Below are 12,248 nucleotides of genomic sequence, written 5' to 3' on the forward strand. Positions count from 1 at the left end.
TATCTTGCTGCATGTGACCCAGAGTCACGATACCGCACATTCGGAGAACCTTATGTTTAATGCTCTAGTTCTAAATCAAGAAGACAAACGTACTATCGCTAGCATCGAGCAAATCGATGAGACGCAACTGCCTGAAGGCGACGTTCTGATTGACGTTGATTACTCATCGTTGAACTACAAAGACGGCCTTGCGATCACAGGTAAAGGTAAAATCATCCGTAACTTCCCAATGGTGCCAGGTATTGACCTAGCAGGTACGGTAGTAAGCTCTGAAGACGGCCGCTACCAAGCAGGTGACAAAGTTGTCCTTACTGGTTGGGGCGTAGGTGAAAACCACTGGGGTGGTATGTCTCAACGCGCTCGCCTAAAAGCGGATTGGCTCGTACCACTACCTAAAGGTTTAGACAGCAAGAAAGCGATGATGATTGGTACTGCTGGCTTTACTGGCATGCTATGTGTTCAAGCACTGCTGGATGCAGGTATCAAACCTGAAGCGGGTGAAATCTTAGTAACTGGCGCAAGTGGCGGTGTGGGCTCAGTAGCCGTAACGCTTCTAGCACAGCTTGGCTACAAGGTGGCAGCCGTGACCGGTCGTGTTGAACAAAATGGTCCGCTACTAGAAAAACTAGGTGCGAGCCGCATTATTGATCGTGTTGAGTTTGAAGAGCCAGCACGTCCACTTGAAAAGCAAGTATGGGCGGGGGCAGTTGATACCGTAGGCAGCAAAGTGCTAGCAAAAGTATTGGCGCAAATGGATTACAACAGTGCAGTCGCCGCTTGTGGCCTTGCAGGTGGTTTCGATCTACCAACCACAGTAATGCCGTTCATTCTGCGTAACGTTCGTCTACAAGGTGTGGACTCTGTTTCATGTCCATTTGAAAAACGCACTGTAGCATGGGAAAAATTGGTTGAGCTACTACCAGACAGCTACTTCGAGCAAGCATGTACTGAAGTAGAACTAGCACAAGCACCAAAATACGCTGAAGACATCACTAACGGCCAAGTAACGGGTCGTGTGGTTATCAAGCTATAAGCGCTAACAACTCCATAGAATAAACAAAGCCGGGTCAGTTCATCATTGCCCGGCTTTTTGCTATTTCGACTTTCGGAAAACTAATCCAACCCCATATCTTCAATTCGCTTAGCAATAAGACGACTACACTCCTCACGAACCACCGCGCGCAACCACTCTTGAGCAGGAGAGTGTTCACAGCGCGCATGCCAAATCATCGAGTATTCAAACGGGGTGAACTGGAATGGCAATGGCTTCACCACCAAATCATAGCGGTCAGCAACCAAATACGCCAAATCCGCAGGTACGGTAATGATGATTGGTAAAGTATCGACAATCGCCAATGCAGCTTCCAAATGGTAAGCACGCAGCACCATTTTACGTTTTGGCTTTTCAATTAAGGCTTGTTCAATCAGCGCTTTGACTCCATCACTTATCGCAATCATCGCGTGCGGATAGCGAAGGTAATCATCTAAGCACATCTCTTTATCGGCTAATGGATGTTGCTTAGAGAGCATACACAGCACCCCGACTCGACCTAGCACTTCGCTACGTAGTGGTTCAACAGGACCAGTTGGGCGACAAATCGCCAAGTCCGCGCTTTCATATGTCAATTGATCAGATAAACGGTCGTGTTGCAGTGGCAAGAAGTTAAACGACACATTCGGTGCTTCTTGATAAATACGCGGCAAAGCAAAAGGAAGAATCGTCTGCATCGCATAATCTGTGGTGGCGATATTAAAGGTTTGATCGCAATTACGTGGATCGAACTCGCGTGGCGACAACAGCTGACGTAAAGACTCCAATGGCTCGCCTAAGGAACGATCGATTTCTAACGCCTTTTGCGTTGGGATCAAGTGCTGACCTTGCCGTGTAAACAACGGATCACCAAGCAGGTCGCGTAAGCGCCCGAGTACACGACTCATAGCCGATTGGCTTAAATTGAGGCGCGTTGCTGCCTTGCTGACGCTGCTCTCCTCAATCAGCACGCGCAACGCAACCAATAAGTTAAGATCTCGACGATAGATGTCTTCTAATTCCACGATTTGCCACTTATCATGTAGGGGATTTAGATAAATTGTACTCTTCAGGCAAAAAAAATCCCGCCTTTCAGCGGGGAAGCCCAAGAAAAATGGGGATAGTGTCGGAATGAAGTGTCGTTAAGTTTGGTGAACGGTATATCGATAGGTTCCGAATACAGCAAAAAAGCGCTAATTTTCTTGCTCTGATGCACCTGACCATTTGTGCATCTCAATCCAAATCCCAATAATCGTTGCACTCATGCCCACAAGAGGCATTAATGAGGTTTCAGCTGGCGTTCTAAGCACAAGCGCACAGAACGAGATAAAGCACAAAACCGAATAGATGGTTAGTCTATCTAACGCTGTTAACATCGTCTCTCCCTGCCAGTTGTTACCAAATTGTTAATTTAAGGTAAATCAAAAAATTCAGTTTGCCAAGTGGTTATTGAATATTTTTTCAACGAAAGTAAAATTCACCGCTAAGTTAGCTATGAGAATCACATTATGAGTTTTAATCCTGAACTGGCGACCAAGACATTAGAGGCGGAAGGATTACGCTGCCCAGAGCCAGTAATGATGGTCAGGAAGACAATTCGAACGATGCAAGACGGTGAGGTGTTGCTAGTAAAAGCAGATGACCCATCGACAACTCGAGATATCCCGAGCTTCTGCCGATTTATGGATCACCAATTAATAGCAGCACAAACGGAACATCTCCCATACCAATACTTAATTAAGAAAGGTTTGGAATAATCTCAGCAGAATCAAAAACGGCAGCCCATAAGGCTGCCGTTTGTTTATTCATCGTATTCTAGTGTGCGAACTTCTGATTGTAGCTTGTTCAATTGTTTGCGCATCGCGCGTATTTCTTCATGCATCGGAATAATGTGGGCAACCCGAATCCATGCTTCTACTGTTAAGCCAGTAAGAATAAAAGACCCTGCCACAATAGGTAGCCACATATCCGTTAACACCATTGCCAACAAGCACAGCGCTAAACCAAAAGTGAATAAGTAACTCTGACTTTTTGGGGACATCCCCATATAACGTGTAAGCATAAACTTGCCCTCTCGCCATCATTCACACCATTAAATTACCATGACAAGTATGACACTAATACGTCATTCGTCACGGTCCTGAATGATTTTGAGCCAGAGTTTGAACTCGCGCATTCCCTATCTACTTATTGATAATTCGCATCATTTTAGATTATATAAATCAAAACAACGCCGCTCCTATCGCAAGCGCGATAAACAAGAATGCGGTAACCTTACGGATAAGCCCTAACGGCATCTTGTCTGCCGATAATTTACCGATCAGAACCACTGGTACATTCGCGAGCAGCATACCGATCGTCGTACCGAGAATCACCCAACTCAGCGCATCAGCATACTGCGCCCCTAGAATCGAAGTCGCAATCTGAGTTTTATCTCCGATCTCCGCAACAAAAAAAGCAATAAAACTCGCAATAAAAGGACCTCGATTAGAAATCTGCTCGTCGTCATCTAACTTATCTGGGATCAGCACCCAAGCCGCCATGGCGACAAAACTGACCACCAGCACCCATTTTAAAATGTCAGGAGACAGATAATCTGCCACAACCACACCTAGCCATGCAGCCAAAGCGTGGTTAGCAATGGTAGCCAAAAAGATTGCTGCAATAATAGGGATTGGTTTACGGTAACGACTGGCAAGTAATAGAGATAGCAATTGGGTCTTATCGCCAATTTCTGCTAACGCTACGGTAGTAATTGAAATAGCTAAAACGCTCACGACATACTCATTGGGGCGGGATAATTATTACAACCATAGACAAACCTCATGCCCCACCCCGGTTCATGATGATTTGTCTAAGGTCTTGCTAAACTCATCAGGTGACAAGTCTCGAACGCCATGGTGATTTTGCACCAATTATGTTGACGAACGAACCGAATGAAACTGGCATTTCATCAAGTAAGCTACTCCCCAAAGACGAGGCAATTCTAACTATAACAACGCGTCATCTCAAGCTCCGTTTTGTAAGTAAAAATCACCCTAAAAGCTCAATTTTCATCTCTATTAGCTAAATATGCCAAGAATTAGGCAAACTTAGCGGTTCTGGCTATGAAATAAGCAAGATTAGCTCTACTCCCACGCACAATATCTGGGTATACTTGATCGTTATTTTATTCAACTGTCATTACTCTAAACGTCATCATTTAGGCACCAAAGCCTTATTGTTTGACGCAATGCGAGTAATTAGAGAATCGCGCGAACCGACTTATGCAAAAATACGATATCAAAACCTTCCAGGGAATGATCCTCGCGCTGCAGGATTATTGGGCTCAAAATGGTTGCACCATTGTTCAACCGCTAGATATGGAAGTAGGTGCGGGTACCTCTCACCCAATGACCTGTCTACGAGCGCTTGGCCCAGAGCCAATGTCTACAGCTTATGTACAACCATCTCGTCGTCCTACCGATGGTCGTTACGGTGAAAACCCTAACCGCCTTCAACACTACTACCAATTCCAAGTAGCATTGAAACCATCACCAGACAATATCCAAGAGTTGTACTTAGGTTCTCTAGAAGTTCTTGGTATTGACCCTCTTGTACACGACATTCGTTTCGTAGAAGACAACTGGGAAAACCCAACACTAGGCGCATGGGGTCTAGGCTGGGAAGTATGGCTAAACGGCATGGAAGTAACTCAATTTACTTACTTCCAACAAGTTGGCGGCCTTGAGTGTAAACCAGTAACCGGTGAAATCACTTACGGTATCGAACGTCTAGCAATGTACATCCAAGAAGTAGACTCCGTTTACGACCTCACTTGGAACATTGCACCAAACGGCAGCAAAGTGACATACGGTGATATCTTCCACCAAAACGAAGTAGAGCAGTCGACTTACAACTTTGAACACGCTGACGTGGAATTCCTATTTGGTTTCTTCGAGCAATGTGAGAAAGAGTGTAAAGCGCTACTTGAGCTAGAAAAGCCACTGCCTCTACCAGCATACGAGCGCATCTTGAAAGCCGCTCACGCGTTCAACCTTCTAGACGCACGTAAAGCGATCTCAGTAACTGAACGTCAACGCTACATCCTGCGCATCCGTGATCTGACTAAGTCAGTAGCAGAAGCCTACTACGCATCGCGTGAAGCACTTGGCTTCCCAATGTGTAAAAAAGAACAAGCGTAAGGGAGCGATATAACATGGCAAAAGAATTTCTAATCGAGCTAGGCACAGAAGAGCTACCACCAACGCAACTTCGTACTCTAGCGGAAGCATTCGCAGCAAACTTCGAAGCTGAACTAAAAGGCGCTGAGCTTGCTCACGAAGGCGTGAAATGGTTCGCAGCTCCTCGTCGTCTAGCTCTTAAAGTGGCAGCGCTAGCAGAAAGCCAATCAGACAAAGTAGTAGAAAAACGTGGTCCTGCGGTTTCAGCAGCATTTGACGCTGAAGGTAATGCAACAAAAGCGGCTCAAGGTTGGGCTCGTGGTTGTGGTATCACTGTTGAGCAAGCTGAGCGTATGGTGACAGACAAGGGTGAATGGCTTCTATTTAAACAAGAAGTGAAAGGTCAACCGACATCAGAAGTTGTTGTAGAACTTGCTGCAAAAGCACTGGCTAACCTACCTATTGCTAAACCAATGCGTTGGGGCAACAAAACAACTCAGTTTATTCGCCCAGTAAAAACGCTAACCATGCTTATGGGCAGCGATCTAATCGAGGGTGAAATCCTTGGTGTCGCATCTGATCGCACTATCCGTGGTCACCGCTTCATGGGTGAAAAAGAGTTCACGATCGATTCTGCTGAGCAATACCCTGCAATCTTAGAAGAGCGCGGTAAAGTAATGGCAGATTACGAAGCGCGTAAAGCAATCATTCTAGCTGACGCACAAAAAGCGGCAGCAGCGGTTGGCGGCATCGCTGACCTAGAAGATGACCTAGTAGAAGAAGTAACGTCTCTGGTTGAATGGCCAGTAGTACTAACAGCGAAGTTTGAAGAAGAGTTCCTAAAAGTGCCTTCTGAAGCGTTGGTTTACACAATGAAAGGTGACCAGAAGTACTTCCCTGTTTATGACGAAAACAAGAAGCTACTACCTAACTTCATCTTCGTATCGAACATCGAATCAAAAGAACCTCGTTACGTAATCGAGGGTAACGAGAAAGTGGTTCGCCCTCGTCTTGCTGACGCAGAGTTCTTCTTCAACACAGACCGTAAGCGTCCGCTTATCGACCGTCTGCCAGAACTAGAGCAAGCGATCTTCCAAAAGCAGCTCGGTACCATCAAGGATAAAACTGATCGTATCGCCGCTCTTGCTGGCTACATTGCAAAACAAATTGATGCCGATGTTGAGAAAGCAACACGTGCAGGCCTACTGGCCAAATGTGACCTAATGACCTCAATGGTATTCGAGTTTACGGATACTCAAGGTGTAATGGGTATGCACTATGCACGTCATGATGGCGAAGATGAGCAAGTCGCTTTAGCACTTTACGAGCAATACATGCCACGTTTTGCGGGTGATGAACTGCCATCTAACGGCGTGTCATCTGCGGTAGCAATGGCAGACAAACTGGACACTATCGTAGGTATCTTCGGTATTGGTCAAGCGCCGAAAGGTTCAGATCCATTTGCCCTTCGTCGTGCGTCACTAGGTGTATTGCGCATCATCGTAGAAAATGGTTTCAACTTAGACTTGGTTGATCTGATCCGCGAAGCAAAAGTACTGTTTGGCGATAAACTAACGAATGAAAACGTAGAAACTGACGTTCTTGAATTTATGCTTGGTCGCTTCCGTGCATGGTATCAAGATGCTGGCTTTAGCGTAGACATCATTCAAGCAGTATTAGCTCGTCGTCCAACGAAACCAGCAGACTTCGACCAACGTGTTAAAGCCGTTTCCCACTTCCGTGAGCTGGAAGCAGCAGAAGCACTCGCTGCAGCGAACAAGCGTGTAGGTAACATTCTTGCGAAATTCGATGGCGAACTAGCAGCAGACATCGACCTAGCACTTCTACAAGAAGACGCAGAGAAAGCACTAGCAGAAAGCGTTGAAGTCATGACAGAAGCGTTAGAGCCTGCATTTGCAACGGGTAACTACCAAGAAGCCCTAAGCAAGCTAGCTGACCTACGTGAGCCAGTTGATGCGTTCTTTGATAACGTGATGGTAATGGCAGACGATGAAGCGCTGAAGAAGAACCGTCTGACTCTACTGAACAACCTACGTAACCTGTTCCTACAGATTGCAGATATCTCTGTTCTTCAGAAGTAAGATTATTGAGATATGTTCGACTGAAAGGGAAGCAAAGGCTTCCCTTTTTATTGCTCTTTTTACGCTTTTTATCCATTTATTTCGTGCCTCTGGTCTGATGACTCACTTTTTTCTTCTTCGAGCAAATTCACACTTTGCGTTGTTTCCACATTCATGTAAGGTCAAGGATTATCCTATTGACTGGCATCACGCTAGCGTAATCACATTAAGCAATCACAATGAATTAGGTATCACAAGGCATGCAGTTCTCGAAGTTTGGTGAAAAATTTAATCAGTATTCAGGTATCACGCAGTTAATGGACGATTTGAATGATGGTCTGCGCACTCCAGGCGCCATCATGCTCGGTGGGGGTAACCCAGCCGCCATTCCTGCCATGCTCGATTACTTTCGCCAAGCCAGTGAGGAGATGCTCGCCAGTGGGGAGCTCGTCGCCGCCCTCGCCAACTACGATGGGCCGCAAGGCAAAGACGCATTCGTTAAAGCGTTGGCTCAGTTATTCCGTGAAAATTACGGCTGGGATATTTCAGAAAAGAACATCAGCCTAACTAACGGCAGCCAAAGTGGCTTCTTCTACTTGTTCAACTTGTTGGCAGGTAAACAGCCAGACGGTTCACACAAGAAAGTGCTACTGCCTATCGCGCCTGAATACATCGGTTATGGTGACGCGGGCATTGATGAAGATATCTTTGTCTCTTACCATCCAGAAATCGAGCTGTTAGATAACGGTCTATTTAAATACCACGTCGATTTTGAGCAGCTAAAAGTTGATGACTCTGTTGCGGCAATCTGCGCGTCTCGCCCAACCAACCCAACAGGTAACGTACTGACAGACAAAGAAGTACGTAAGCTGGATAAACTGGCACGTGAAAACAACATCCCGCTGATCATCGATAACGCCTACGGTCTGCCTTTCCCGAACATCATCTTTGAAGATGTCGAACCGTTTTGGAATGAAAACACCATCCTATGCATGAGCCTATCTAAGCTTGGCTTGCCGGGCGTGCGTTGTGGGATTGTGATTGCGAGTGAAGAAATCACGCAAGCGTTGACTAATATGAACGGTATCATCAGCCTAGCTCCAGGCAGTGTTGGTCCAGCGCTAGCAAACCACATCATTGGCAAAGGCGATCTGCTTAAATTGAGCTCTGAGGTGATTAAACCGTTCTACAAACAAAAGTCACAACGTGCGGTTGAACTGCTCCAAGAAGCGATTACTGATAAGAGATTCCGCATCCACAAACCAGAAGGGGCTATCTTCTTGTGGTTATGGTTCGATGAACTGCCAATCACCACAATGGAGTTGTACCAACGTTTGAAAGCGCGTGGAGTTTTGATTGTTCCGGGTGAATACTTCTTTATTGGTCAGAAAGACGAGTGGGACCATGCTCATCAATGCTTACGTATGAACTACGTTCAAGACGATGAGATGATGCAAAAAGGCATTACGATTATTGCTGAAGAAGTGGAAAAGGCTTACTGCGAGGGTAAATAACTGATTAAACTCAGCCGCTTCTCTTTGAAATTGCGGCTTTGAAAGCCCCAAACTAAAAAGAGCGCCCATATGGCGCTCTTTCTCATTCTATAACCGGGTGGTTAACTGAAGTGTCATTAGCTGATTAGCTGTTTTCAATCAGATTATTACCACCAATCGCAATCTTACGTGGCTGCATTGCTTCTGGAATTTCACGAACCAAATCGATATGAAGTAGACCATTTTCCATGGATGCACCAACGACTTTTACGTAATCTGCTAGTTGAAATTTACGTTCAAAATCGCGTTCTGCAATACCTTGATAGACGTAGTTTTTGCTCTCTTCTGCTTTGCGCTCGCCTTTAACGATCAACATATTTTCGTTCTGAGTCAGATCTAACTGCTCCTCAGCAAAACCAGCCACTGCCATAGTAATACGGTAGTTATGCTCGTCTTTTTGTTCGATGTTGTATGGAGGGTAACCGCCAGAAGTGTTCTTCGCAGAGCTTGCTTCCATCAGGTTAAACAGACGGTCGAAGCCAATTGCGTTACGGTATAGTGGTGAGAAATCTACATTACGCATAATTCTATCCTCTTTTAAGCAATAGTCTTAGCTCAGATGAAGTCATCCAAATGGCGCATTTATGCAGTAAACGCCGAGCTAAGGGATCCGATACTTCATTCCTCAGACCTACTCTTTAGGTTCGGGGACATGATGTCGAATCTAGGGTCAAATTGTGTGCTAATACGGAGCATCCTCTCCTGAGCGATCTCGCTTAGCGATTCCAGAGGCGCTGTTCTTCTAATCTTTAGCAAGCCAATCATCCTCTTCATAACTAGATATAAGGTCGATAAATACGCTTTCAAGGGCTCCGGTGAAAATATTCTTAGCTCCCCGACTCGGTCATCCTTTCCTCTCGAAGAGAAGCGTTCCCATATCCATAGGGCACAGCCGTTCTCGTATCTCGACTCTATTATCTCGTTTCTACCCCCATAAAAAACGCCACCTCTTGCGAGATGGCGTTTTTAACATGATTTGACTGAGTCTGTACGACTACACGTCTAGGTTTGCAACTTTAAGCGCGTTCTCTTCGATGAAGTTACGACGCGGCTCAACTTGGTCACCCATTAGCGTTGTAAACAATTGGTCTGCACCTACGGCATCTTCAATGGTTACTTGCATCATACGACGTGTCTCTGGGTCCATTGTGGTTTCCCAAAGCTGATCTGGGTTCATCTCACCTAGACCTTTGTAACGTTGTAGACTTAGGCCACGACGCGACTCTTTAATTAACCACTCTAGTGCAGAAGCAAAGCTCGATACAGGCTGAGTACGCTCACCACGCTTGATGTACGCACTCTCTTCCAATAGACCGTCTAGCGCTTCAGATAGATCCGCTAGTCTGCCGTACTCTTTCGAGTTTAGAAGATCAATGCTTAATGCGTAGTCATGCGTCACGCCGTGAGTACGTACGATGATCTTAGGTAGATTTAGACCTAGCTCTTCGTGTTGCTCGACTTCAAAGCTGTATTGGCTTGCCCCCACTTCTTTCGCATTTAGTTGCTCAACAAGTTGCTTAGTCCAAGCTTCAACTTTCGCAGCATCTTGACACTGTTCTGCCGTTAGACGCGGCGTGTAGATAAACTCGTGAACCAATGCGCTTGGGTAGCGACGACTCATACGGTCCGCCAGTTTAATACCTGCATTGTATTGCTGAACGAGCTTCTCTAGCGCTTCACCAGCAAGAGCTGGCGCTTCAGAGTTAACATGTAGCGATGCATTATCCAGTGCTAATGACACTTGATATTGGTTCATCGCATCTTCGTCTTTAATGTATTGCTCTTGTTTGCCTTTTTTCACTTTGTATAGTGGTGGCTGAGCGATGTACACATAGCCACGCTCGATGAGCTCTGGCATTTGACGGTAGAAGAAGGTCAACAGTAGCGTACGGATGTGCGAACCATCGACGTCAGCATCGGTCATGATGATGATGTTGTGGTAACGCAGTTTGTCCGGGTTGTACTCGTCACGACCGATACCACAACCTAGTGCAGTGATCAGTGTTGCTACCTCTTGAGAAGAAAGCATCTTGTCGAAACGCGCTTTTTCTACGTTAAGAATCTTACCTTTTAGCGGTAGGATTGCTTGGTTCTTACGGTTACGGCCTTGTTTTGCGGAGCCGCCTGCCGAATCACCCTCCACTATGTATAGTTCAGAGAGTGCTGGATCTTTTTCCTGACAGTCTGCAAGTTTGCCTGGTAGGCCCGCTAGGTCTAGTGCGCCTTTACGACGAGTCATTTCACGAGCTTTACGCGCTGCTTCACGAGCACGTGCTGCATCGATGATTTTCGAACAAACCATCTTCGCTTCTGTCGGGTTCTCAATCAGGAACTCTGACAGTTTCTCACCCATTGCTGATTCAACCGCTGACTTCACTTCAGAAGAAACCAGTTTGTCTTTAGTTTGGCTAGAGAACTTAGGATCTGGTACTTTCACCGAAACAACCGCAGTTAGACCTTCACGAGCGTCATCACCAGACGTTGCTGTTTTCGCTTTCTTAGAGAAACCTTCTTTATCCATAAAGGTATTCAGCGTACGCGTAAGCGCCGCACGGAAACCAGCAAGGTGAGTACCACCATCACGTTGTGGAATATTATTGGTGAAACAGTAGATGTTCTCTTGGAAGCCGTCGTTCCATTGCATTGCTACTTCTACAGCAATGCCATCTTCACGTTCAAAATCGAAGTGGAAGATTTTCTCAATGATTGGGGTTTTGTTGGTGTTTAGATGCTCAACGAACGCTTGAATACCACCTTCAAACATGAAGTGGTCGCTCTTATCGGCTTCGCGCTCATCAACCAGTTTGATGGATACACCAGAGTTTAGGAAAGAAAGTTCACGTAGTCGTTTTGCTAGAATATCGTAATGAAATTCAATGTTGGTGAACGTTTCAGCACTTGGCCAGAAACGGATTTGAGTACCAGTGGTATCTGTATCACCTACCACGGCTAGTGGCGCTTGAGGATCGCCATGATGGTATGTTTGCGTATGGATATGACCACCACGATGAATGGTAAGAACCACTTTTTCAGACAGCGCGTTTACTACTGAAACACCTACACCGTGAAGACCGCCTGATACTTTGTATGAGTTATCATCAAACTTACCACCCGCGTGAAGTACCGTCATGATAACTTCTGCTGCTGATACTTTTTCTTCTGGGTGCAATTCTGTTGGAATGCCACGACCATCATCCGTAACTGAAACCGAGTTATCCTCATGAATTGTCACAACGATGTCTTTACAGTGACCTGCCAACGCTTCATCAATTGAGTTATCCACCACCTCAAATACCATGTGGTGAAGACCGGTGCCGTCGTCCGTGTCGCCGATGTACATACCTGGACGCTTACGAACCGCATCCAGACCCTTTAGTACCTTAATACTCGATGAATCGTAATTTTCAGACATGAGTTTCTC

Annotated in this window: 11 protein-coding genes; 5 read left to right on the plus strand and 6 right to left on the minus strand. The window is 45.9% G+C overall.

The genetic code is table 11. From position 1 onward, the window contains the following. The first annotated feature begins 52 nt into the window (after positions 1 to 52). A complete protein-coding gene (locus tag KHN78_RS07550) occupies positions 53 to 1,033 on the plus strand; it encodes an MDR family oxidoreductase (protein ID WP_211915661.1) in 981 nt (326 codons plus the stop codon). Between the two features lie 80 nt (positions 1,034 to 1,113). On the opposite strand, the gene KHN78_RS07555 is transcribed toward KHN78_RS07550, so the two are convergent. Both KHN78_RS07555 and KHN78_RS07560 read right to left on the minus strand, forming a co-directional pair. Next, positions 1,114 to 2,055, minus strand: coding sequence for a LysR family transcriptional regulator (locus tag KHN78_RS07555; protein WP_211915662.1), 942 nt, complete (start codon positions 2,053 to 2,055; stop codon positions 1,114 to 1,116). Positions 2,056 to 2,223: 168 nt separating this feature from the next. Then, the gene (locus tag KHN78_RS07560; RefSeq protein ID WP_038870247.1) at positions 2,224 to 2,406 is read right to left on the minus strand and encodes a hypothetical protein; all 183 of its coding nucleotides are present in this window, start codon (positions 2,404 to 2,406) and stop codon (positions 2,224 to 2,226) included. 132 nt (positions 2,407 to 2,538) lie between these two features. Here KHN78_RS07560 and tusA point away from each other — a divergent pair, with 132 nt between their 5' ends. Next, the gene (tusA, locus tag KHN78_RS07565) at positions 2,539 to 2,787 is read left to right on the plus strand and encodes a sulfurtransferase TusA (RefSeq protein ID WP_211915663.1); all 249 of its coding nucleotides are present in this window, start codon (positions 2,539 to 2,541) and stop codon (positions 2,785 to 2,787) included. A 44-nt stretch (positions 2,788 to 2,831) separates the two neighbouring features. Here tusA and KHN78_RS07570 read toward each other — a convergent pair whose 3' ends face one another. Both KHN78_RS07570 and KHN78_RS07575 read right to left on the minus strand, forming a co-directional pair. Continuing rightward, complete coding sequence (locus KHN78_RS07570) at positions 2,832 to 3,092, minus strand: hypothetical protein (protein ID WP_128809814.1); 261 nt, start codon at positions 3,090 to 3,092, stop codon at positions 2,832 to 2,834. 160 nt (positions 3,093 to 3,252) lie between these two features. After that, complete coding sequence (locus KHN78_RS07575; protein ID WP_211915664.1) at positions 3,253 to 3,807, minus strand: TMEM165/GDT1 family protein; 555 nt, start codon at positions 3,805 to 3,807, stop codon at positions 3,253 to 3,255. 489 nt (positions 3,808 to 4,296) lie between these two features. Here KHN78_RS07575 and glyQ point away from each other — a divergent pair, with 489 nt between their 5' ends. The 3 genes from glyQ to KHN78_RS07590 all read left to right on the plus strand — a co-directional run bounded on the left by glyQ (position 4,297) and on the right by KHN78_RS07590 (position 8,788). Continuing rightward, positions 4,297 to 5,214, plus strand: coding sequence for a glycine--tRNA ligase subunit alpha (glyQ, locus tag KHN78_RS07580; RefSeq protein ID WP_128809812.1), 918 nt, complete (start codon positions 4,297 to 4,299; stop codon positions 5,212 to 5,214). 14 nt (positions 5,215 to 5,228) lie between these two features. Further along, positions 5,229 to 7,295 carry a glycine--tRNA ligase subunit beta gene (glyS, locus tag KHN78_RS07585; RefSeq protein WP_211915665.1) on the plus strand — a complete coding sequence of 689 codons (2,067 nt, stop codon included), beginning with the start codon at positions 5,229 to 5,231 and terminating at the stop codon, positions 7,293 to 7,295. 239 nt (positions 7,296 to 7,534) lie between these two features. Beyond that, on the plus strand, positions 7,535 to 8,788 hold the full coding sequence (locus KHN78_RS07590; RefSeq protein ID WP_211915666.1) for a valine--pyruvate transaminase: 1,254 nt from the start codon (positions 7,535 to 7,537) through the stop codon (positions 8,786 to 8,788). A 124-nt stretch (positions 8,789 to 8,912) separates the two neighbouring features. Here KHN78_RS07590 and KHN78_RS07595 read toward each other — a convergent pair whose 3' ends face one another. Continuing rightward, a complete protein-coding gene (locus KHN78_RS07595; RefSeq protein WP_211915667.1) occupies positions 8,913 to 9,350 on the minus strand; it encodes an Hsp20 family protein in 438 nt (145 codons plus the stop codon). Between the two features lie 471 nt (positions 9,351 to 9,821). Beyond that, positions 9,822 to 12,239 carry a DNA topoisomerase (ATP-hydrolyzing) subunit B gene (gene gyrB / locus KHN78_RS07600; RefSeq protein WP_211915668.1) on the minus strand — a complete coding sequence of 806 codons (2,418 nt, stop codon included), beginning with the start codon at positions 12,237 to 12,239 and terminating at the stop codon, positions 9,822 to 9,824. Positions 12,240 to 12,248 lie beyond the last annotated feature (9 nt).

The sequence above is a fragment of the Vibrio sp. B1REV9 genome (genome assembly GCF_905175395.2).
Taxonomy (GTDB): domain Bacteria; phylum Pseudomonadota; class Gammaproteobacteria; order Enterobacterales; family Vibrionaceae; genus Vibrio; species Vibrio alfacsensis.

Coding starts and splice junctions, on each gene's coding strand:
- KHN78_RS07550 (WP_211915661.1), top strand. CDS start 53: ATGTTTAATGCTCTAGTTCTAAATCAAGAAGACAAACGTACTATCGCT.
- KHN78_RS07560 (WP_038870247.1), bottom strand. CDS start 2,406: ATGTTAACAGCGTTAGATAGACTAACCATCTATTCGGTTTTGTGCTTT.
- tusA (WP_211915663.1), top strand. CDS start 2,539: ATGAGTTTTAATCCTGAACTGGCGACCAAGACATTAGAGGCGGAAGGA.
- KHN78_RS07570 (WP_128809814.1), bottom strand. CDS start 3,092: ATGCTTACACGTTATATGGGGATGTCCCCAAAAAGTCAGAGTTACTTA.
- glyQ (WP_128809812.1), top strand. CDS start 4,297: ATGCAAAAATACGATATCAAAACCTTCCAGGGAATGATCCTCGCGCTG.
- glyS (WP_211915665.1), top strand. CDS start 5,229: ATGGCAAAAGAATTTCTAATCGAGCTAGGCACAGAAGAGCTACCACCA.
- KHN78_RS07590 (WP_211915666.1), top strand. CDS start 7,535: ATGCAGTTCTCGAAGTTTGGTGAAAAATTTAATCAGTATTCAGGTATC.
- KHN78_RS07595 (WP_211915667.1), bottom strand. CDS start 9,350: ATGCGTAATGTAGATTTCTCACCACTATACCGTAACGCAATTGGCTTC.
- gyrB (WP_211915668.1), bottom strand. CDS start 12,239: ATGTCTGAAAATTACGATTCATCGAGTATTAAGGTACTAAAGGGTCTG.